The sequence below is a fragment of the Cellulophaga sp. BC115SP genome (assembly GCF_009905545.1).
GTDB classification, from domain to species: Bacteria; Bacteroidota; Bacteroidia; order Cytophagales; family Spirosomataceae; genus Flectobacillus; species Flectobacillus rivi.
In genome coordinates this window covers 98,799-122,295 of record NZ_JAAALB010000008.1, presented here as the reverse complement: position 1 = coordinate 122,295, position 23,497 = coordinate 98,799, and the positions used below count along the sequence as shown (strand labels likewise).

At 37.5% G+C, this 23,497-nt stretch carries 18 protein-coding genes; 6 read left to right on the top strand and 12 right to left on the bottom strand.

Annotation, left to right across the window (positions count from 1 at the left end):
- Positions 1 to 174: 174 nt before the first annotated feature.
- Complete coding sequence (gene fmt / locus GVN22_RS08730) at positions 175 to 1,098, bottom strand: methionyl-tRNA formyltransferase (protein ID WP_205690823.1); 924 nt, start codon at positions 1,096 to 1,098, stop codon at positions 175 to 177.
- A 427-nt stretch (positions 1,099 to 1,525) separates the two neighbouring features.
- Here fmt and greA point away from each other — a divergent pair, with 427 nt between their 5' ends.
- The 4 genes from greA to GVN22_RS08710 all read left to right on the top strand — a co-directional run bounded on the left by greA (position 1,526) and on the right by GVN22_RS08710 (position 5,545).
- Entirely contained in the window at positions 1,526 to 1,999 is a 474-nt protein-coding gene (gene greA, locus GVN22_RS08725) for a transcription elongation factor GreA (protein WP_166550646.1), read from the top strand.
- 235 nt (positions 2,000 to 2,234) lie between these two features.
- Positions 2,235 to 4,298, top strand: coding sequence for a BatA domain-containing protein (locus tag GVN22_RS08720; protein WP_166550645.1), 2,064 nt, complete (start codon positions 2,235 to 2,237; stop codon positions 4,296 to 4,298).
- A 115-nt stretch (positions 4,299 to 4,413) separates the two neighbouring features.
- Positions 4,414 to 4,884 (top strand): redoxin domain-containing protein, encoded by a 471-nt coding sequence (locus GVN22_RS08715; RefSeq protein ID WP_166550644.1) that lies wholly within the window; start codon positions 4,414 to 4,416, stop codon positions 4,882 to 4,884.
- Positions 4,885 to 4,951: 67 nt separating this feature from the next.
- Positions 4,952 to 5,545, top strand: a complete 594-nt coding sequence (locus GVN22_RS08710) for a hypothetical protein (RefSeq protein WP_166550643.1) — start codon at positions 4,952 to 4,954, stop codon at positions 5,543 to 5,545.
- A gap of 178 nt (positions 5,546 to 5,723) precedes the next feature.
- Here GVN22_RS08710 and GVN22_RS08705 read toward each other — a convergent pair whose 3' ends face one another.
- From GVN22_RS08705 to GVN22_RS08680, 6 genes are all read right to left on the bottom strand, one after another.
- Positions 5,724 to 8,555: a T9SS type A sorting domain-containing protein gene (locus tag GVN22_RS08705; protein ID WP_166550642.1), complete on the bottom strand. Its 2,832-nt coding sequence runs from the start codon at positions 8,553 to 8,555 to the stop codon at positions 5,724 to 5,726.
- A gap of 293 nt (positions 8,556 to 8,848) precedes the next feature.
- Positions 8,849 to 11,677, bottom strand: a complete 2,829-nt coding sequence (locus GVN22_RS08700; protein ID WP_166550641.1) for a T9SS type A sorting domain-containing protein — start codon at positions 11,675 to 11,677, stop codon at positions 8,849 to 8,851.
- A gap of 286 nt (positions 11,678 to 11,963) precedes the next feature.
- Positions 11,964 to 12,407, bottom strand: a complete 444-nt coding sequence (gene rplI / locus GVN22_RS08695; protein WP_095160600.1) for a 50S ribosomal protein L9 — start codon at positions 12,405 to 12,407, stop codon at positions 11,964 to 11,966.
- Between the two features lie 87 nt (positions 12,408 to 12,494).
- The gene (gene rpsR / locus GVN22_RS08690) at positions 12,495 to 12,746 is read right to left on the bottom strand and encodes a 30S ribosomal protein S18 (protein ID WP_095160599.1); all 252 of its coding nucleotides are present in this window, start codon (positions 12,744 to 12,746) and stop codon (positions 12,495 to 12,497) included.
- Between the two features lie 65 nt (positions 12,747 to 12,811).
- A complete protein-coding gene (gene rpsF / locus GVN22_RS08685; protein WP_095160617.1) occupies positions 12,812 to 13,174 on the bottom strand; it encodes a 30S ribosomal protein S6 in 363 nt (120 codons plus the stop codon).
- Between the two features lie 205 nt (positions 13,175 to 13,379).
- A complete protein-coding gene (locus tag GVN22_RS08680) occupies positions 13,380 to 14,348 on the bottom strand; it encodes a hypothetical protein (protein WP_166550640.1) in 969 nt (322 codons plus the stop codon).
- Positions 14,349 to 14,565: 217 nt separating this feature from the next.
- On the opposite strand from GVN22_RS08680, the gene GVN22_RS08675 reads away from it, so the two are divergent.
- Positions 14,566 to 15,231, top strand: coding sequence for a YggS family pyridoxal phosphate-dependent enzyme (locus GVN22_RS08675; protein ID WP_166550639.1), 666 nt, complete (start codon positions 14,566 to 14,568; stop codon positions 15,229 to 15,231).
- Between the two features lie 153 nt (positions 15,232 to 15,384).
- Here GVN22_RS08675 and GVN22_RS08670 read toward each other — a convergent pair whose 3' ends face one another.
- The 5 genes from GVN22_RS08670 to GVN22_RS08650 form a co-directional block, all read right to left on the bottom strand.
- The gene (locus GVN22_RS08670) at positions 15,385 to 16,101 is read right to left on the bottom strand and encodes a peptidylprolyl isomerase (RefSeq protein WP_166550638.1); all 717 of its coding nucleotides are present in this window, start codon (positions 16,099 to 16,101) and stop codon (positions 15,385 to 15,387) included.
- A gap of 67 nt (positions 16,102 to 16,168) precedes the next feature.
- Positions 16,169 to 17,095, bottom strand: a complete 927-nt coding sequence (hemC, locus tag GVN22_RS08665) for a hydroxymethylbilane synthase (RefSeq protein ID WP_166550637.1) — start codon at positions 17,093 to 17,095, stop codon at positions 16,169 to 16,171.
- 59 nt (positions 17,096 to 17,154) lie between these two features.
- Positions 17,155 to 18,279 carry a DNA polymerase III subunit delta' gene (locus GVN22_RS08660; RefSeq protein ID WP_166550636.1) on the bottom strand — a complete coding sequence of 375 codons (1,125 nt, stop codon included), beginning with the start codon at positions 18,277 to 18,279 and terminating at the stop codon, positions 17,155 to 17,157.
- A gap of 98 nt (positions 18,280 to 18,377) precedes the next feature.
- A complete protein-coding gene (locus tag GVN22_RS08655) occupies positions 18,378 to 19,556 on the bottom strand; it encodes a GlmU family protein (RefSeq protein WP_166550635.1) in 1,179 nt (392 codons plus the stop codon).
- Between the two features lie 344 nt (positions 19,557 to 19,900).
- Positions 19,901 to 20,146 (bottom strand): type B 50S ribosomal protein L31, encoded by a 246-nt coding sequence (locus tag GVN22_RS08650; RefSeq protein WP_095160592.1) that lies wholly within the window; start codon positions 20,144 to 20,146, stop codon positions 19,901 to 19,903.
- Positions 20,147 to 20,967: 821 nt separating this feature from the next.
- On the opposite strand from GVN22_RS08650, the gene GVN22_RS08645 reads away from it, so the two are divergent.
- The gene (locus GVN22_RS08645) at positions 20,968 to 23,439 is read left to right on the top strand and encodes a ribonucleoside-diphosphate reductase subunit alpha (RefSeq protein WP_166550634.1); all 2,472 of its coding nucleotides are present in this window, start codon (positions 20,968 to 20,970) and stop codon (positions 23,437 to 23,439) included.
- Positions 23,440 to 23,497: the final 58 nt, after the last annotated feature.

Here is a 23,497-nt window from a genome sequence, read left to right as displayed (position 1 = left end):
AAGTTGAGCCTAGTGTAATTAGGTATTTATCGCTAAAATTAGTGAATTAAGCAGAGGAAAAATCCTCAAAGTTATGCTTGCATAACTTTATGTCTTGCAAATGTAAGACGCTTTATCACCGTAAACAACCTTTTTAAGATAAAACTTTTGTTAACTATTTATATAACAGCACACTTACAACTTATATCCTCTCAAGAAATCTTGAATACCCATACGCTTCTTCATTTCTAATTGAAGCTCCTCAATGGCTAGCCAACCTTCTGCACATTTAAAATAAAGATAGCTTTTATGATCACTTACCCACTGCCCAACTGGAATATCCTCGTTGGATTCAAAATCAGTCACAATACTTGTTTTATAAACTTTACAAGACTTATCACCTAGGAAAGTCCATGCGGCAGGATAAGGCGACAAACCACGTACAAAATCGTACACTACTTTAGCAGGTTTTTCCCAATCAATCTGGCAGGTTTCTTTAAAAATCTTCGGTGCATGATGTAATACTTGATTTTCGTTTTGAGGGTCTTGAGGATAACTCCCCGACTCGATAGCACGTACCGTTTTGAGAACCAGTTCCGCACCTGTATGCATCAATCTCTCATAGACAGTACCAACGTTATCGTCTTCATGAATAGGTTCTTTTTCTTGAAAAATCACAGAACCTGTATCTATTTCATGTTTCAAAAAGAAGGTAGTCACACCCGTTTCTTTTTCTCCGTTAATAATGGCCCAGTTGATTGGAGCAGCGCCACGATACTGAGGCAACAATGAACCATGTAAGTTAAATGTACCCAAAGGTGGCATTTGCCAAACCACTTCTGGTAACATTCGAAAAGCAACTACAATTTGTAAATCTGCCTGATAACTTTTGAGTTCTTCCAAAAATGCAGGTGCTTTCAACTTTTCAGGTTGTAGAATCGGAATGTGTGGTGCATTGTTCAATACATATTCTTTCACAGCCGACATACCCAATTTTTGTCCACGACCAATAGGCTTATCTGGAGCTGTTACCACAGCCACTACCTCACAACCATTGTCTACCAAAATCCTTAAACTTTCTACCGCAAATTCGGGCGTACCCATGAATATAATTCTCATATTTTTTTGATTGTCTATTTTTCTCAAAAATCTAAAACGCTTTTTGATAGCCTCTTTTCACATTTTATAAAACAATTTATCATCAAGTTTCGTTAATGAAAAACAGGGTTAAAAACAGGTAGTTATATTTATTCTTTTAAAAACACAAAATGTATTTCTTTTTTGAAAAAGCGTAAAAATAAGCTATCTTTGTAATCTCAATTCACACAAAATGAAAAGAACACAAGCAATAACGGCACAAATATAACTTCGATTTTCTACAAAGGTCTTAAAATCTTGTAGAACGGTCAGAAGCCGTTCTTTTTTATTTGTCTGAGTTGAAACTTTAATTGGGAATTCCGTCTTTTTGCTGGCAAGAAATTGTCAGTAATTTTTTTTGTATTCACCACCAAATCAGTCTAAAACATTTTAAACATAGCAGAAAAGTATGGCAAAGGTACAGTATTATACGCAGGAAAAACTTGATGAGCTAAGAGCAGAACTTCATTACCTTAAAATTCAGGGGCGTGCAGATATGGCTAAACAAATTGCTGAAGCTCGTGACAAAGGTGATCTCAGTGAAAATGCGGAGTATGATGCGGCCAAAGATGCACAAGGATTATTGGAATTAAAGATTTCTAAAATGGAAGAAATCGTGGCTAATGCACGTGCTTTAGACGAATCTACTATTGATATTTCTAAAGTCTCTATTCTATCGAAGGTAAAAATCAAAAATCGTCGTAATGGAATGGAAGTAACTTACACGATTGTATCGGAAGAAGAAGCTGATTTAAAGGCTTTTAAAATCTCTATTTCTTCGCCATTTGGAAAAGGTTTATTTGGTAAAAAAGTAGGTGATGTTGCCGAAATCACTGCTCCTGCTGGAAAACTAGAATTCGATATTTTGGAAATTTCTCGCTAATATTCTCTGCTTTACTTCCTCTAAGCTTTTAATCTAGCGAAAAGTCCATAAATATTTTGGAATAAATTTTGCAAAAGCCCTCATTGAGATAAATCAATGAGGGCTTTTTTGTAGTTTTATGATAATATTCAAAACATTACCCTTCAAGAATGTAACGAAGTGCTTGCTTAGCAAATTTTTTTGAGCATCTATCGTTGTCAAACTAAAACCCTGAAATAAGACCTATATTTCGTACATGCAATTTTTATATCCTAGTTTTTTGTGGGCTTTGCTAGCGGCAGCCATTCCTGTTATTATTCACTTGTTTAATTTCCGCAGGACCAAAAAGGTTTACTTTACCAATGTCGCTTTTTTAAAAGCCGTTAATACGACCACTTCATCTTTTCGTAGACTCAAGCATTTGCTCATTATGGCGGCTCGAATCCTTGCGATTATTTGCTTGGTATTGGCTTTTGCGCAGCCTATTCTTACACCAAAATCAGGGAATATTGCTAAAAGTGCTGGTTTGACGAGTATTTACATCGATAACTCTTTATCGATGCAAAATGAATTGAACAAGAAAAGTTATCTCGATAAGGCAATCAGTAAAGTAGAAGAACTGTTAACGGCATTTCCACAGGGTTCGAGACTTCAATTGGTTACTAATGATTTTTCAGCACAAGAACACAGTTTGAATAATGCCCAACAAATCAAAGAGCGTACTACAACGATTGATTATACACACACACCTCGCACCGTCGAAAACGTGCTCAAGCGCCAAATCAGTCTTGCAGCCAAACATCAATCTCAAGGTGGCAATCAATTTATTCTTTTTTCTGATTTTCAAAAAAGTACTGCTGGCACTCTTAATCGCTTAAAAGTAGATACTTCGAGTACGGTTTTTTTAGTTCCTGTGCAGGCCAAAGCTATCCAAAACGTTTTTGTAGATTCGGTTTGGTTGAATACTCCTTTTATCAGAGAAATGCAAGTAAATACGTTGACGGTAAAACTCTCCAATACTGGCGAAAGAGCAGTACAAAATCTTCCCGTAAAATTATTTGTCGACGAAGTACAAATTGCCTCTGCCATAGCCAATATAGATGCTCATGGCACTACCACTGCTAATTTTAATTTTACTGTAAAAGATAAAGGCTTCAAAAAAGGAAGAATTTCATTTGATGATACGCCTGTTACCTTTGATAATGACTATTACTTTGTTTTGCACGCTGCTCCCAAAATTCGAGTATTACATTTGTTTGGACAAAGCGCTCCAGAAAAATTTGTACAACACGTTTTTGAAAATGATAGTGTGTTTGTCTTACGCAGTATTTCTGCTAGTAATGTAGATGTGGGCCAAATCAGAACTGCAGATTTGGTGGTACTCGAAGGAGTACAGGTAATAGATGGTAGTTTGAGCGTTAGTTTACAAGATTTTATCAAAGCTGGCGGTTCGGTCATGATTATTCCTCCTAGTGCACCAGATATAGCCAATTATAATTCATTTTTGGGGAAATATGGTATTCGTAATATTCAACTTAAGTCGAACACACCATCAGAGTTAAGTATTTTGGCAGAACCAAGTAAAGCTGGGGGATTCTTTGGAGACATTTTCGATAGTTCAAATCTTCGTGCTATGCTACAAATGCCTTCGCAATCGGCGAATTTGACATGGCAAGTTGCTGGTGAAAAGCTCTTACAGTTTCGCAATGGTATGCCTTATTTGAGCAGTACTAGCGTAGGTCAAGGTGAAATATATTTGGTGGCATCTCCACTCGCCAAAGAATGGGGAGATTTTGCTCGAAATGCTTTATTTGTACCTATTATGTACAAAATCGGTGCGCTTAGTGTGCGTCAAGAACCTTCAGCGTATTCATTCAAAGACAATACTTTTACACTTGAAGTAGACAATGCCAATGCTAACACAAGCTTTAAACTCAAAAAAGGAAAACTTGAGCTAATTCCAATTCAGCAACTCAATGGCAAGCAACTAACGATTGAACTTCCTAAAGCAAACCAACTCAACGAGGGTCAAGAAATTGAATCAGGCTACTATGAGTTGATGAATAATGGAAAAGTTGATCGTATTTTAGCCTTCAATCATGACCATAGCGAATCACAAATGGAATTTTATTCGAGTGAAGAGTTAAAATCTATTTTTGGTACTCAGAAAAACGTACAGGTTTTTGACCAAATTGACGATACAGATTTTGTCAAAACATTTAAAGAACAAAACTTTGGAAAAGCTTTGTGGCGTTATTTCTTGATTGGAGCACTTATCTTTTTGGCAATAGAAATCTTACTAGTGAGATTTTTCAAATAATTTGTGGAAAGAGCTTTTATTAGTGCTAAAAGCTATCCAAAAACATTTTTGCAATCACTTAGTTATTTTATAAAATCAAGGTTTGCTTGATTTCACATCTAAAACAATTATCAAAATGGCATTACAAAAAGGCGATAAAGCTCCAGCATTCACGCTTTATAACACAGAGAAAGCTGAAATTTCATTGGCAGATTATCAAGGCAAAAACGTAGTATTGTTGTTTTTCCCATTTGCATTTACGAGCGTATGCACAGCAGAATTATGTGAAATGCGCGATAATATTCTTACCTACTCAAGCCTTAAAGCTGAAATTTTGGCGGTATCGGTAGATTCTTTATTTACTTTAGGAAAATATAAAGAAGAGCAAAATCTTCCGTTCCATTTGCTTTCAGACTTCAATAAAGAAGTTTCAACAGCTTATGAAAGTATTTACGATACATTTGCTTTCGGTACCAAAGGTGTTTCAAAACGTTCAGCATTCGTGATTGATGGCGAAGGTATTATTCAATACGCTGAAGTATTGGAAAGCGCTGGCGATGTTCCAAATTTTGCCAATGTAAAAGAAACATTAGCATCACTGGCTTAGTTTAAGAGTAATGAATGGTAGTTTATTTTTTACAACTACCATTCATTCACATCCATATCTTTTACTTATGCTAAAATATCTTACCATATTCGTTGGTGTACTTTTAGGGTCTGGTTGTTTTTCACAAACAACAGACCCTAATTTGTTTTATAAAGAGCAAGTTCGAATCAATCAAGACGGTATGAAAGTATTGGGAGGTTGGGCAGCAGCGAATATGATTGCTAGTGGCATAGCCACTGGACAAACACAAGGAAGTGTCAAGTATTTCCATCAAATGAATATTTATTGGAATATCGTGAATGGGGGCTTAGTGGCACTTAGTACGCTGCAAGCAAATAAACAGCTTCAACATCTACCCAACAATTGGGAAGCAAATAGAGTTACACAGAAGAAAATTGAAAAGCTTTTTCTCATCAATACAGGGCTTGACTTAGTGTATATCGGTACAGGAGCATATTTACTGGATAAAAGCTCAGCGAGCTGTAGTTCCTCCGAAATGCTCAAAGGATATGGACAATCACTGATTTTACAGGGAGGATTCTTATTCTTATTCGATGGTGCCATGTACTTACTTCACCATAAACATGGTGTAAAGCACAGCAAGCTCCTCAACCAAATAGCTTTTGATGGACAGAGGATATCCATCACATGGGTGTTTTAGATTTGAGATTGAGAGAATAAGCGATTATTGTTTATTATAGATTCTATTTGATGAGACATCAATATATCTAAATACTCATCTTCTTGATTTCAGTATCAAAAAAGGCGGTCGAAATTAGTTTTCGACCGCCTTTTTTGATACCATATTTTAAAATGCTATTCTTTCCACACAACTATACCTAGCGATTAATTTGTACATGTTTAGTTGCCGTAAAATTATCATTCCTGATTCGTATCAGATACGGACCTTCGGGCAACTGTGTTAAATTAATATCCTTTTTAGTTTCGAAAGTTGCTATATCAGATGCATAAACAAGCGAACCACGGTTGGTGTACACTTCAACTTTAAGATTTGCCCAAGGGTAGCGAGTATCTAAAGTAAAAGCTCCATTACTTGGATTTGGATACACTGAAAAGCCTCCATCTTCATACAACTGTATATTTTTTCTGTCGGAAACGGGAGAAAGACAAAATTTCGTTCCGTAGCTCAGAGTTGAATAAAGCTTTTTGGCTGTTACTTGAACATCGCCTGGGTCACTTAACTTAATTTGGCTAGTCGAGCCGTCTAGCTGCGTACCATTTAATGTCCAAATGTATTGTTCTGTTTGAGGATTAGCCACGCCAATAGAATAAGGACTATAACGCACAATTTCATCTACCGAAACTTTAGCAGGAGTAGGTTTTACTGCTACGTAAATCGGTGAAGATAGAGCCGAATTACAGTTGTTATTATCCGTTTGGAAAGCTTTAAATGTTCCAGATAAAGTCACATTAAGATTCTGTACGAGATATTGAGCTGTTTTGCCACCTTGCACTGCTACCCAAGTAGGATAGTTTCCATTCGCCAAAGCCATTTGTAGCACAGTGTTATCACCATCACAAAAAACAGTATCCTTGCTCCAAGAGGTTATAGGTGTTGCAGGAATTTGATTGACCTTAATCGTTAATGGCGATGAACTCAAAGAGAAACAACCTTTAGCATCTACGGTTTGTACCGTATAATTTCCACTTTGACGAACATTGAGAGTTCTCGTTGTAGTACCAGTATTCCATTTATAACTTACAGCTCCTGTATTTGAAGAAATTAAATCGACACTAGTATCCGAACAAAAGGTAGTTGGACCATTTGGGACAATATTAGGAGTAGTGGGTAAAGGATTGACCTTTACAACAACAGCATTGGAAGCAAAGGACGAGCAACCCTCCGAGTTGATAGTTTGAACGGTATATGCTCCTGACTGATTTACAGAAATCGCTGCAGAAGTGGATCCTGTAGACCAGCGATAGGCTAAATTTTGTCCCGAAGATGTTAAAGTAACCTGTGAGTCTGCGCAAAACTCTAAGGCACTATTAGCACTAACTGTTGGTTGAGCAGGAGAAGCTTTCATGAAAGTTGTTAACGGAGCTGATTGCGTCAAACAGCCAAAATTATCGACAGCTGTAACGGTATAGTTTCCTGCATTATTAAGAGAAATACTTTGTCCTGAGGCTCCAGTACTCCAACGAAATGCAACGCCATTTGAAGCCGAAACGGTCAACCCATCGTTCTGACATACCCCAACAGTTCCTGAAGGGTTTGTTGTAACAGTTTGAGGACTAGTGGTTCTTACTAAAATGGGCGAGAACTGCATCACATTTCCACGGCTGTCAATTGCACGAGCGTAATAGGTACCATTAGAAAGTGTTACTTTTTGTTGAGTAGAGAAAATAGCACTTTCGAAATTCACACTGCGAGACCATTGATATTGATTATAACCAGATGGCATTGTTACATCCAGGGTATTATTTCCACAGGCAAAAGACAATTGAGGCTGTACTGTTGGTGCTTGTGGCACTGAATTCTGGAAAAAACTATCATTAAGAGAGTTACTCCAAGCTTGTCCTAACTGTAATAGCCCATCACCATAAAAGTGTAAACAATCCGAGCGACCGGGATTTTGTATATTATCGGTATAGGGGCCTAGGAATGCATTGGTCATACTAGACGCTACAGTGCGTTGTGCAGCCAATACAGGCTCCCATGACTCAGATGCATTGGAAGGGTTACAATTATTGGGCGCAACACTAGCAGAGGTTTGTGAAATAACCCAAGCAATATTTTTTCCAAGGTGTTCTCTTGTTTTTGAAATGATAACTTGAAGTTTTGCCGTGTAATCAAATTGGGATGTTTTGTATGGGAAGTTATCTGTTTCTCCCTGACACCACAATATTGACCGAGCCCCCAGCAATGGAACAAAATAATGTAAAACTGACTCTAAGCTACTGTAAGGTAATTGGTTAGGATAGTACCCTCCAAGATATATATTATATGCACTACCTCCAATAGAGGTCACAAACCAAGAATCAATAGAAGTACCATTAAATCCAGCATTTAGGAAAAGAATAGGAACATTGAGCCTAGCAGCCAACAAATCCCCAAGTTTTCCCCAACAATAGGCACCTTTCCCTCTAGGAGCAATATAGGTATCGGCACTTAGTTGCGTAAATGGACTCAATGTCGCATAAGAAGTCCCTCCGTTTATTTGGTCATTGGCGTTGCCAAACGTATTTACTCTATCGTCTTGAGCCCCTTGCTGCCCCATATTAAACAGACCTTCAGCATTGGATTGCCCTGCAATAATAAACACCTCACCTACTCCAAATCTATCGACAGAAGTAATATTTCCTACAACATTATTGTTGAGCACACCTCTAATTTCCATTCTATACCATCCTTGATTAATGGTCATCGAACTTGAAAATCCTCCATTCGTTGGAAAGTCCTTCAGCGTTTTCCAATCACTCCATTCCCCAGGATTACCTTGACCTGTATTGATAGCAATTAATCTAGCTTCAATTCGGTCTACTTGCTGTTCGTATGTTCCTGAAACAGTAATTGTGGCAACACCAGCATTATTACGTTGATAAACAGCACGGTTTAGCGGGGAAGTAACAGTAAACTGCCCTAAACTTACACTAACACTTCCCAATAAAATAATAATGACACCTAATAATTTTTTCAAAAAAAGCATAAATCTATATTCAGTTTTTATTCCTTCTAAAATCTACTAAGGCTTTTGCAAAACTTGTTTATTTTAAGTTAATGCACGGTTAATTATATTATTTCTAAATGCAAAAATCTTACAAAGAAATCGCTTATCTGGCATATTACTATCCTAATCATAATCAAACTTAGTAACTGGTAATGAACATTTACAAACAAACATCACTTTATAGATGATTTAAGGTTGTCATCTATAAAATGATGTTTGTTACAGGTAATATATAGTGGATAACTTTATAGGAAATAAATACTTGCCACTTCCTAACGTGTAATAATAAGCTGCTTAGTTAAACGGTAATTTTGAGAATCTACTCTTAGTAAATAATTACCAGTTGGCAGGTTGCTTAAATCTAACGTTCGACGGCTATTAAAATCAAATTTTTCGGTTGCATATACTTCTATGCCAGCCATTGTATATACTTTTATAACGACACCTTCTAGATTATATTTACTATCTACACTAAACACTCCACTTGTTGGATTTGGATAAATAGAAACCCCTTTATCATCAGGAAACTTAAATTCAGTTGTCTCTAATATCGAACTAGATTTAGTATCAAAATAAGTTACCAATGATGTTTCTGAGGATAAACATACCAATGGAGACGTTGATGCTAATATTGGATATCTTCTTTTTGACTGCAATGTATAAACTCCTTCAGTTATAGCACGAATCAAAGTATCCTTTGTAGCAAGCGCTTGCCCACTTAGACTCCACGTGTATTCATCAACAGGTTGTATTGAGCGTGCGGCCAATAAATATGGTCCTACTCTGTAAATAACTGGAGGTACAGGCTTCGCTTTACGAACAGCCCAAATAGCATTAGAAGGTTTAGAGTAACAGCCTTTCGCATCCACTACGTATCCTTTAACCAATGCTGTTGTAGATATATCAATGGATGAAGCATTCTCTCCACTCAAAGCTGCATTTCTCTCCCAATTAAACCCAACATAATTGGCGTTAGCAGGAGTCAACGTAATACGTGTTTTAGAACCTTCACAAAACACAGTATCTGAAGTAGCCCTAATGGTTGGGCTAGTAGGCAAAGGATTCACTACAGTAGGTACACCAATCGATGATGCCGAATAACACCCGTTTGCTCCAAGTGTACGCACACTGAATGTTCCTGCTGTTTTAATATCTACATCTTGTGTTGTTAAACCATTGCTCCAAAGGTACCCTACAGCATTTACATTTGAAGAACTTAACTTAGCACTTTGTCCATCACAAAATTCTGTTGAGCTTTTTAATGCTATCGTTGGTTGTACAGGTCTTGGTTTAGAAACTAGTGTTACACCATTTGATAGTGGTGACAAACAAGCATTTTGATCAATAATACGAACAGAATAGGTGCCATTGATTCCAATGTTCAATGTTTTAGTTCTTGCAATAATAGTATTAGAATTACTTGCAACCCATTCATATAACGCACCATCAGACGAAGTAAGTCCAACCGTTGTACCTTCACAATAATTCAAATCAGCATTGACCGAAACAGTCGGTGCTGCAGGAGAAGTATTGGCCTTTACTGTAAATGATGGGATTTGAATAATGTTACCATTGGGCTTGGTAATTTTGGCAAAATATGTACCCGAACCAACTGTTACATCTTTGGTATTACCCATAATTTCATAATTACTACTTACCCATTGATAAGCAGAATATCCAGCAGGTAAACTTAAGCCAAGCTTTTGATCTGAAATACAGGTCAGATTTACAGCAGGAATTGTATCTGCCATAATTGGTGCATTTAAATCAAAGAAATTCCTAGAGTCATTACTACTCACTGGGCTAGTTAAAGAACTAATCCAAGAATTAGCGGCATCATCTAAACCAGCTCCTGTGAAGTGAACGCATTGATCTCTATCTCCAATTTTATCAACTTGGATATTATCTGTAAAAGGTCCTGGGAAAATAGGAGAAAATGATTGATCAGCAATCGCAAGATTTTGAGCACGAACAATAACAGGAGATGGTTTTGGAGGCAAAGCTCCAGCAACGCCACAATTTAGTACACCTGAATAAGATGTTCTAGCCACCACCCATGTTAAGTTATCGTTTCCTAAATCTTGACGAGTTCTAGTAATCAATCGCTTTAAATTATCTAGATAACTGGCTTCTGTTACAGGCAAAGGTTTTTGTTGAGAAAGTGGCAACGAAGCATTTTGTTGCTCTACCGAAAGATTTAGGAGGTTTTGAGTTTCCCCTTCCATCCACAAAATTGCCCTTATACCCATATTAATCCCATAGTATCCCAATACTGCTTTTAAATTAGCATAAGGGTAACCAGGAGCATATCTATTTATGTTACTTGAATCAAATTGAAAATCACTCGGTACCCCAACAGTAGGGTTTTCAGCACTTTCACGCCAAACTCGTACAGATGCGCCACCCCAAGCCACATTAAAGAATACAATAGGTACATTTAATTTAGCGGCAAGTGCATCTCCTACTTTTCCCCAATAATAGGGACCAATACCCAAAGGTCCAATGGTTACATCTTTAGATAGCTGAGAAAACTCAATAATAGAAAACGAATCTGTAGTAGTAGTAACAAAACTTTTATTTTTAGAGTCAAAGTTCTTAATATAGGAAGAAGGTGTACCGTACCCGGGGTCATTAATAAAGTTTGCGCAATTGACACGATCATCTGAAGAGGCAGTCTCATTTGCCGATCTCAAGCCACTACCGCCAGCATTAGACTGACCTGCGATTACAAAGACCTCTCCAACGCCTACTCGTTCAATACGGCTTACATTACCTACAACAGCACCACGAAGTAAACCTCGTACTTCCATCGAATACCATCCTCCTGTTAAAGTTACGGTCCCTTTAAAAAGTCCTCCTCTTGGGTTTGTTTTAAAAACAGTCCAATCAAGAGCTGTTCCTTGTCCAGTTTTTACAGGAATAAATCTTACTTGAAGTTCGTCTACGGGTTGTGAATAACTTCCTACAATAGTAACAATAGCCTTATTGGCTAAATCTCTTTGAATTACTTGACGTTGTACAGGAGAGGTGATGGTAATCTGGCTTACTACAGCATGGCTTATAAACCAGAAGCATAGTAGTAATGGTAATTTTTTAAGCATATCCACTTTAGATTAAATAATGGAGGGTTTGAGTCGAACGTTTATTAGAATTTCTATAAAGACATCAAGAAAACCGATATTTGTTATATCCATTTTACATAGACGGCATTTTAGTCGATTTGGTTGCTCTAAGAATTCATAAAACTTATCTTTCTTTTGTGATTCAAGAGACAATATTCAAAAAACCAGTGTTTTAGAATAATCCAACAAAAATAAGAAAAGCATCCCAGTATTGGGATGCTTTTCTTATTTTTCTACAAAATTCGAGTAGATGGCATCGTAATGATTAGTCAGCTACTACTGTGAATTTCACTTTATGTTTCACATCTTTGTGAAGGTCAAGTGTTGCAGCGTATTCGCCTACAAACTTAACTTCAGAATCCAAAGAGATTTTCTTACGATCTACTTCAAAACCTTTTTCCTTCAATGCTTCAGAAATTTGAAGAGTCGTAACACGACCAAAGATTTTACCACTTTCACCAACTTTAGCAGCGATTTCAAGTGCTAACTCTCCGATTGAGTCAGACAATGTCTGAGCATCTAACTTGATTTTCTCAAGTTTGTGAGCGATTTGTTTAATGTTCTCAGCAAGAATTTTCTTGTTTGATGGCGTTGCCATTACTGCGAAACCTTGCGGAATGAGATAGTTACGACCATAACCAGGCTTTACCGTAACAACGTCGTTTTTATAGCCAAGACCTGCGATGTCAGTCTTTAAGATGATTTCCATTTTTGTAAAAGATTTTTAGTCAATGATTGCAAAGACAATCCTAAACTTCTAACTCTAATTTTTTGCGTATCGACAACGCGACAATTACTATTTCAAACCGTCTGCTACGAATGGCATTAAAGCCAAGTGACGAGCACGTTTAACAGCTTGAGCTACTTTTCTTTGGTATTTCAAAGAAGTACCTGTGATACGACGAGGAAGAATTTTTCCTTGTTCGTTAACCAACTTCAATAAGAAGTCTGGGTTTTTGTAGTCGATATACTTGATGCCTGATTTTTTGAAACGGCAATATTTTTTGCGTACTACGCTTTTGTCAACTGGTTCGTTTACTAAAGTCATGATTTCTTAAGTTTAAGTTGTGAATCGTGTTTTTTAGAAATGCTAAAACATTTCAATTCAACAGCTTATTCAGCTTTCGCTTCTTGTTTTTTACCTACTAAACCTTTTCTCTTGCGGTCGTTGTATTCAATCGCATGTTTGTCAAGTACTGTTGTCAAGTAACGAATTACTTTTTCATCACGCTTGTATTCAAGTTCCAATTTAGCAACGATTGTTGGTGCTGCAGTGAACTCAAAAATTTGGTAAAATCCAGTGTTTTTGTTCTGAATAGGGTACGCCAGCTTACGAATTCCCCATGCTTCTTCGTTAACGATTTCAGCACCGTTATCGGTCAAAACTTTTTTGAATTTTTCAACGGCGTCCTTTGTCTGCTGTTCTGACAAAACGGGAGTTAAGATGAACACCGTTTCATAATTACGTAATTCCATAAAAATGATATATTTTATAAACTGTTTTTTAAAAGGATTGCAAAGGTAATTATTTTCAAACAATTGTCAAAATTTTCTTACGAAAGTTTTGACAATCAAGCTAATATACCCTAAAATAATAAGCGATAGAAAATAAGTATCGGGCAATTTAGCACCTACAACCTATCTTCTACCGCTTATTATATTGGAATGATGAACCCTTTTTCTACTTCACTTCAAAAGTTCCTTCTCCAATCTTAAAGCCTTCTGCATACAACTCTATGGTGTGTTTGCCCTCTTTATAAGCCTGTCCACGACTGTAGATAAATTCTACTGATTGATGCGAGTCATCATATACAATACGTTGTTTGGCTGTGTAAGTCAAATCACGACCGCGATACCCAAAATTACCTGACCCTGTAGCCATATCAGCAACAGTACTACCTGAAGGATCGATGATTCTTAAGTAAATCACTTTTGCTTCTTTGTTGGTCAACGGATTTTCTTGTAAATAGAAGGTAATTCTAATTTTATCTACCTTTTTCGATTTATACACCCCTCCATCGCTCTCTTTTCCTTTATTAGAAATAGCATAGACGTTGATATTTTCGGCACGAAGCGCTGCGGCTTGTGTAACCTTATCGGATAGTTCTTTATTTTTTGCTTCCATTTCACGCTGACGAGCAGTGAAGTTATTAGCTGAATCAAATAAGGCTTTTTGCGCTGACGAAATACCTTCACGCAACAACTCCGCCTCACGGCTTAATGAATCATTTTGAGCTACCAAAATGCCATTTTCTTTACGTAAACGAGTTATTTCATGTTCTTTTTGGCCTAATAATGCTTCGTACTTTTTAATCTTTGCTTCATATTGCTTCATTGAAAAACCTTTATCCAACTTTTCAAGTGCAAGTTTGTCTTCACTTAGTTGTTTTTTAGCTCGTTCTAACTCTCGTACATCTCCTCCCAAACGCTGTATTTCGGCAATTTTCATATTGAGCTGATTGGCAATCGAGTCTAACTTTGTATTGGCCGTCAATAATTCCTCCGCGTGCTCTAGTTTCAAATCTTCAATATCTTTATTGTGTTGCCTCTCACGCAAATACAAATACCCCAAAGCAACAGTCAGCATGGCGAGTACAGCAACGGCTACTTTTAGTTTTTGTTCACTTTGTCGATTTGGATTATACTCCATTGTTATTTGATATTTATGAGTTTGATAATCTTTAATGAGCAATTACAAAAGCTCTTAAAAGTATAAAAAAAACGTTATATGAGCATATTTAATTTTACAAAGCTAAGATATTACCGCAAAAACTAAAAGAACTTGTAGGGTATTACGACAAAGTAGTCAAATTTTACGCTTTCTGTGCTTTATCTTTGTATCATATTGCAAAACAATCCTACTCAAGATGACTATTGCTCAAAATATAGCTGATATTAATACGCAACTTCAAGGCACCCAAGCACACTTGATTGCTGTGACCAAAACCAAACCCATAAGCGATTTAGAACAAGCTTATCAAGCTGGTTGTAAGGTATTTGGAGAAAATAAAGTTCAAGAAATGGTATCTAAATGGGAAGTGTTACCCAAGGATATTCAATGGCATCTTATTGGGCACTTGCAATCCAATAAGGTAAAATATATAGCTCCGTTCGTTAGTTTGATTCATTCGGTAGATTCTTTTAAGTTGTTACAAGAAATCAACAAGCAAGCTGTTAAAAATGAACGGGTTATCGATTGTTTGCTTCAAATCTATATTGCCCAAGAAGATACCAAATTTGGACTTTCCGAAGAAGAGGCTATTGAACTACTAGAATCTCCAGAATTAAAGGAACTCCAACATATCCGCTTGGTTGGATTGATGGGAATGGCAAGTAATACCGATAATCAAGAACAAATTAGGGTAGAATTTAAAAGCTTAAAACAGCTTTTCGACCGTATTGCAAAGACTTATCAATTACCTAACACGGCTTGGAAAGAGATTTCGATGGGAATGTCAGGAGATTTTTTGATTGCCGCCGAAGAAGGGTCAACTCTTGTGAGAGTGGGCTCTGCTATCTTTGGACATAGATAAAATTGAGTGATTGTGCGATTTAGTGACTGAGTGATTATTTTTAATTTACATACCCGTGAAGACACAAAGTATTACGTTTTTACAGGCAAAATTCATATAAAAATAATCACTCATTTACTCAATCACCACTCACTAAATTCAAGATGACTCCTATTACAACCAATCTGTGTAACCATATTGAGCCGTAATCTTTTTCTTCTTTATTTTCTTACAAGAAATCTTCATCGCAATATCCTTCAAAGGGCGGTTATTGCTATCTCTTTTTTGAGTAGCCACCGAGTCAATTACCCAAAGGTTATCTAACACCTGTCCGAATACTGTATAATTCCCATCCAAATGTGGCGTCCCTCCTATTGTTTTATACACTTGCTGTTGCTCGGGTGTATAAGTACGCAAAGGACTTCTTTTCATTTGTTCTGCTAGTGTTTTGTCATCCCAAACTTTACCCTGTACTACATAAAACTGACATCCTGAAGACGCTTTTTCTGGGTTATTATCTCTAGCAGCCGCGATTACTCCTTTTTTATGAAAGATATTGGGTAAAATTTCAGCTGGAACTCTATATCCTACATCGCCTTCGCCTAGCATGGTTCCTTGTGCTGCTCCTTTTGACTTAGGGTCACCACCTTGAATCATAAATGTGTTGATAACTCGGTGGAAAAGTAGGCCATCATAGAATTTTTTATTGACTAATTTCAAAAAATTCTTTTTGTGCAAAGGTGTTGAGTTATACAAAATCCCATGCATATCTCCCCAGGGAGTACTAATAGTCAATAAATAATCTCTACGTTTTTTGAATAATTGCGCCGATGTGACCTGACTAATTCCAAAACACAATAGACTTAATAACAACAATCGGTTTAGTTTCATATATAGCTCTAGTTTGTTGATGACGAATTAGAGGTATCTAAAAGACGAGATACTTTGCCTAATCGGTTTATAAATTTGCTTTTATCTCTTGCAAAATACGTCCTCCACCCAAATCTAAAATTTTCTCGGCCAAAGCAAAACCAACTTCCTCTGGATTTGAGCCTGAAAGAACCTCTTTGATAATTTCTTTTCCGTCCAAACTAATGATACCTCCTGTCATCGAAATGGTATTTGTTTCGGCATCATATTGAGCCAAACCAAACACAGGAATACTACAACCACCTTGCAAACGCTTCAAAAATGCTCGTTCGGCCAATAATTGTTTTTCAGTATGTGGGTGATTCAATAAACTTCTAATCTTGCCTTTGATGTCTGCATCCAAATTTACCGCACATTCAATCGCTACCGAACCTTGTCCTACAGCAGGCGTAAAAGTATCTGTGGTAATCAGTTGAGCAATATGCTCTTCGTATCCCATGCGATGCACACCTGCAAATGCCAACAATAAAGCATCACAAACACCACTTTCGAGTTTGCCCATACGAGTTTGTAAATTACCACGCATATCTACGGTTTTGATATGCGGATAAAAATGCTTGAGCATTGCCACACGACGAGTAGAGGACGTTCCAACAACAAAAGGCTGTCCGCTTTCCAAGGTCAAGCTTTTGTCAAAACTAATCAAGACATCGTTGACTTTTTCGCGTTCTGAAAACGCAATAATTTCGAAATTTTCACCTAAATCAGACTGCAAATCTTTCGCCGAGTGTTGAGCAATATGGATTTCACCAGAAAGAAGTTTTTCTTCTAACTCTTCTGTGAAAACACCTTTTGAGCCAATTTTTGATAAAGAACGATCCAAAATTTGGTCGCCTTTTGTTTCAATAATCACAATTTCGACTGGTAAACCACCTGCCTCTAATGTTTCTTTAACAAAATAGGCCTGCCACAAAGCTAATTTCGACCCTCTCGTTCCTAGTTTAATCGTTTGCATGCTGATATATAATTAGTATGTTGTGATGAGTGAGATTGTTTTCATCCACCAGAATTTCTTTATTTCTGTTTAAATAATTTGGCAATCTGTAAAGACAAATCTAAGTGCAGGATTTTGGCACGAGCATTTCTTTCAAGGTAATAATGTGTTTGTGAAAACTCACCACTAATCAACTCTAAGGCACGTAAATTAACCGCTTTTGAAAAATTTTGTACAAAAGTTAACTCATCGCCTTCAAGTCTCACGAGACTTTCTGCACCGCTTTTCCACATCAACAAATCTCTAAAGATATTCAGTCCATACTCCATCATACCTTTTTGGTCTTCTTTTGAAAAAGCATCAAACTCATCTGCCAATTTAACCAATGCTGCCACATCGGGCTTGTAAGCCATTCGCATCCAATTGGCAAACCATTGATGTTTTCCTTGTCCTTGATTTTTACTCAAGGCCAAAGCCTTATTGAGATTACCTTCCGACAAATAAGCGACCTGCTTGGCACGAGAACTTTCCACATGAGCCTTCCCGGCTAAATACGAAGTAATATCCTCATCCGAAAATTGTGGGATACTCACACGTTGAGTCCTTGATAAAATAGTAGTCAACAACTTGTTGGCGTCATTGCAAACCAATAAAAAAAGCGTTTTGGCTGGTGGTTCTTCAAGGATTTTGAGCAAAGCATTCGCAGAGCTTTGGTTGAGCATTTCGGGTTGCCAAATCAACAAGATTTTATATTCAGCCTCAAATGCTTTTAAGGATAATTTTTGTATAATTTTTCTGGCTTCCTCTGCCGAAATATTGCCTTGTTTGTTTCCTTCTACTCCTATATGTTCAAGCCAATTGGGCAATGCCCCGTATGGTTGTTCAGCTGTAAACTCACGCCAAAGAGGCAAATAGGCGTCAGATTCTGCTTCTTTTACCTTCTTTGTCGTTGCTGTTGGGAAAATATGGTAAAAATCAGGGTGAACTAACTTGCGCATTTTAGCACAAGAAGCACAACGCCCACAAGCATCATCGGGTTGTTTGTCCTCACAATTGATATAGGTAGCGTACGCCCAAGCCAATGCCAAATTACCCGACCCCACTGGCCCATGAAACAACTGCGCATGCGCAACATGATTGCTCTGCACCGAATGAATAAGGGTCTTTTTAATGGATGATAAACCGGGTATTTCTCTAAATAACATAACTTTTGAACTGGCTTTGAGCTATTGGGAAAACAAATTGCTTTACCCTTTTAGACTTTCTATTTATTTTCCTGAAAATATTTAGGAAGCATTGAATCTTAGAATGCGCTACGATGCGCTTCAGTTTGTTCAAATACTGCTTTTAGAATATTTTCTTCTATTCCTTCAAAAACACGCCCTCGGCGCTCCAATACTGCACGAGCCACTTGGTTGGCTTTGCGCAAATGGTAGGTTTTGAACCCTGCGCTACCACCCCAAGCGAAGGATGGTATATGCTTTGGCTGGAAATCTGCTCCAAAGATATTACAATTTATGCCAACCACCGTACCTGTATTGAACATTGTATTGATACCACACTTAGAATGGTCACCCATAATCAGTCCTGCAAACTGCAACCCTGAGTTTTCGAAACGATTTGTAACGTAACTCCAGAGCTCTACTTTCGAATAGTCATTCTTCAGGTTTGAATTATTGGTATCTGCTCCCCAATTGCACCATTCAGCAATGACCGAATTTCCCATAAAACCTTCATGTCCTTTATTCGAGTTCCCAAATATGACGACATTACTTACCTCTCCGCCCACCTTACAACCTGGACCTATGGTAGTATTAGGTCGCATTTTGCCATCAAGATTTACGACAGAACCTTCCAAAATAGCAAAGGGTCCTTGAATTTTGGCACCTTCCATGATAATGACATCTTTGCCAAGGTAGATAGGTCCTTTCTCGGCATTGAGTGTAGCAGCTTTAATATTGACTCCTTCTTCTACAAAAATTTGCGATTCGTTATATACCGCTGTAAAACGGTCAGTTATTGGCTGAGAAGTTCGTCCACGAGTTATTCGAGCAAAATCGGCTTTGATTTGTTCCCCATTTAAAAGAAATATATCAGTCAATTGGCGAATAATCGTCGCAGTACCATCCCACTCTATCACCTCAATGGTATCGAGCGTGTCAAGCAAAGATGCCGATCGGTACGCCAAAGTAACACCCTCTAAGCTTAAAAGTTGTCCTGAGCTTAACCCTCGAATAGCCTCCAATAAAGCTGCATTAGGGCAAACGGCTCCGTTGATAAAGATATTATCTGATTGAAGTTGGAGTGGATATTTCTCTTGCAGATAATCTTGTGTCGCAAAAGAAACCGAATCGTCGAGATAGTCTTGCCATTTTTCGGTAATGGTATCTATTCCAAAACGGATTTCGCTAACTGGACGCACAAAGGTAAGAGGAAGCAAAATCGCTCTAATTGAGGAGTCATCAAATATGATATAATTCATCGGTATATATAAATTTGAATAGAATGAGTGTGTTGCACCGAATTTTTGCTGTGTTCCAGCAAACCTAAAAGATTCTTGGAGAGAATACTAAATTTTCGAATTAAATTAATGAGCTATCGACGATAACGATGTGTTAAGAATAGCCCAATCTGATTCATAGTACTTTTCTAAGTTTCTCAAAAATTCAGTACTTTTTTTATTGTGTTTGATTTTGCCTCAAAAATACGCAATATATTACTTGTTGTAAACGTCTTTGAATTGATTTTTAAAAACAAAAGCCTCTTAGCACGAAACTAAGAGGCTTTTTGGTACAACATGTAAGCCAAAGAGACTTTGTTGTGAAATTATTTCTTCTGACCGAAACGTTTGTAGAATTTATCAACACGTCCAGCAGTATCAAGCAATACGTTTTTACCAGTATAGAATGGGTGAGATAAAGAAGAAACCTCTAGTTTGAATACTGGGTACGTTTCGCCTTCAAATTCTGTTGTTTCAGTAGTGTTAACGCAAGACTGAGTCAAAAATTTAAAGTCAGCAGACAAGTCATGGAAAACAACTGGTCTGTAATTTGGGTGAATGTCTTTTTTCATTTCTATTTTTTAGTTTTGAGACGATTCCCTGCCGTCTCGGTTAAATTGAAGCGTTTCGACAAGTCGTGGCTGGGAGGTTAGCGTTATCAGTAGGCCAATTATCTGAAGATAAGGCGATAACGTTTCACAAACAAGAGTCTCGAAACGGGACGCAAATTTACATTTTTTTTAGTGCTTTCAAAAACTTTTTTTCATGAAAATATTAATAGACAGCCGTTTACTCGCTAAAGATTTTTTTTTGAAAAAAATATTGTAGTAATATTCCAAGTTGCACTTTGTCTAGTGAACTGATTATCTAAAGTTTGAGTTGTACATTATAAATAATCGCTAGAGATGGCCTTGCGAGAACTATTTTTTTTCATTGCGTTGGGTAGATAAAATTACTAACTTTGAAGAAGAGAGAGCCTCACAGAAAACCAAACATCTCCGCTCAGTTTGAGCTAACTATTGTTTATTATTAAATCATTTTGACTGACAAGTTTCTTGATGCATCAGATTTGTACAGCTCAATAATGAACAATCTCGTTAAAAAACGCCTACTCCAAATTTCCTTAGTTTGGTAAGTAGAGCATCTAGGCCATTTTACTGCTAATACATTAATAATCTGCAAATTGAAAAAAGATTTGCAATTAGTAAAAGCTAATAAATTCGTAGCTTACGTGGACAGCTACGCTAAATTTCAAATGTTCATCGTTTACAAGATATTCGATAGATAATGTTATAATCTTTTAAGTGAAAGTTTAAAATGTGTCTATCACCCAAAAATCCTTTTAGAAGAAAATTAGTGGCTAATGCTTTAACCCCTAAAATCAATAGTTGATATGTACGTTATTAAAAGAGATGGCAGACGTGAGTCTGTAAAGTTTGACAAGATTACCGCTCGAATCGAAAAACTTTGCTACAGCCTCGACCCTTACTTTGTGCAACCGTTGGAAGTAGCCAAAAAAGTAATTACTGGCTTGTACGACGGTGTGACAACGACTGAATTAGATAACTTGGCTGCCGAAACAGCGGCTTCGATGACTACCAAGCACCCTGACTATGCGGTGTTGGCAGCGAGAATCGCTATTTCGAACTTGCACAAGAATACCCAAAAGTCCTTCTCAGCAACGATGAAGAAGTTGTACAACTACGTCGATCCTAAGACTGGTGAAAATGCAGCTCTTTTATCGAAAGAAGTTTATGATGTCATCAAAAAACACGCTGGTGAACTAGACGCTGCTATCATTTATGATCGTGATTTTGGCTATGATTATTTTGGTTTCAAAACTTTAGAAAAATCATATTTGCTCAAACTAGACGGTAAAATCGCTGAACGTCCACAACACATGTTGATGCGTGTAGCTGTAGGTATTCATTTCGATGATATAGAATCAGTACTTGATACTTACAACCTTCTTTCTGAGCGTTGGTTTACTCATGCTACTCCTACCCTTTTCAATGCTGGTACGCCAAAACCTCAAATGTCATCTTGTTTCTTATTAACAATGCAAGACGACTCTATTGAAGGTATTTATGATACATTGAAACAATGTGCTAAAATTTCACAATCAGCGGGTGGAATTGGCTTGAGCATTCATAATATCCGTGCTATGGGTTCTTATATCAAAGGAACCAACGGTACTTCAAATGGTATTATCCCAATGCTTCGTGTATTCAACGATACAGCTCGTTATGTTGACCAAGGAGGTGGAAAACGTAAAGGTTCTTTTGCTATTTATTTGGAACCTTGGCATGCTGATGTATTCGATTTCTTACAACTTCGTAAAAACCACGGTAAAGAAGAAGTTCGTGCACGTGACTTATTCTATGCACTTTGGGTACCAGATTTATTCATGAAGCGTGTGAAAGACAATGATGTTTGGTCGTTGTTCTGTCCTCACGAATGCCCTGGCATGGATGAATCTTACGGTGAAAAATTCGAAGAACTTTACACTAGCTACGAAAAAGCAGGTAAGGCTCGTCGTGTAGTAAAAGCACAAGATTTATGGTTCGAAATTTTGGAAGCACAAACTGAGACAGGTACTCCGTTCATGCTTTTCAAAGACCACGCAAACCGTAAGTCAAACCAAAAGAACCTAGGTACTATCAAGTCTTCAAACTTATGTACTGAGATTATCGAATATACTTCAAAAGACGAAGTAGCGGTATGTAATTTGGCTTCTTTGGCTTTACCAAAATTCATTAAGCAAAATGAAAGAGGGTTCTTAGAATTCGACCACCAACGTTTGTATGAAGTAACAAAAGTGGCGACTAAAAACCTCAATAAAATCATCGACCGCAACTACTATCCAGTAGAAGAGGCTCGTCGCTCAAATATGCGTCACCGTCCGATTGGTTTGGGTGTGCAAGGTTTGGCAGATGCCTTTATCTTGTTGCGTATGCCATTCGAATCTGATGAAGCTCGTCGATTGAATAAAGATATTTTCGAAACGATTTACTATGCTTCGATGGAAGCTTCGATGGAACTTGCCATCAAAGAAGGTTCTTACGAAACATGGGAAGGCTCACCTATCTCACAAGGTATTTTCCAATTTGATATGTGGGATGTAACGCCTGATTCAAATCGTTGGGACTGGGAATCGCTTCGTAAAAAAGTAGTTGAAAATGGCGTTCGTAACTCTTTATTGGTAGCTCCAATGCCAACAGCTTCTACTTCTCAAATTTTGGGTAACAACGAATGTTTCGAACCATATACTTCAAATATTTATGCTCGTCGTGTATTGTCGGGTGAATTTGCGGTGGTAAACAAACACTTGTTGAAAGACTTAGTGAAATTAGGTTTGTGGAGTGATTCTATGAAGAATAAATTGATTTCGGCTAATGGTTCGGTTCAAGGTATTCCAGAAATCCCACAAGACTTAAAAGAGCTTTACAAAACAGTTTGGGAAATCAAACAAAAAGCAATTATCGAAATGGCTGCTGACCGTGGTGCTTATATCTGCCAGTCTCAGTCATTGAATATCCACATTCAAGACCCGAACTTCGGTAAGCTGACTTCTATGCACTTCTATGCATGGGAGAAAGGTCTTAAAACAGGTATGTATTACCTACGTACTAAGGCCGCAGCTGATGCTATCAAATTTACAGTTGAGAAGCAAGCCGATGTAGCCATCGAGCACGCAAACGTTGTACACGAACATGACCTTAATTATGAGGCCTATGCTGCCAATGCGAAAGCTAGTGCCAGCACGTTCAACATTCCAGGACTGAACAACGTAACAGAACAAAACTGGTCTGCGATGCAATGCTCTCTTGACGACCCAGACGGTTGTGAAGCATGCGGGTCTTAATTATTGGCTTGGGGCTTTGTAGCGAGCTATTAGTTTGCTGTACTAGCTAAAGCAATCT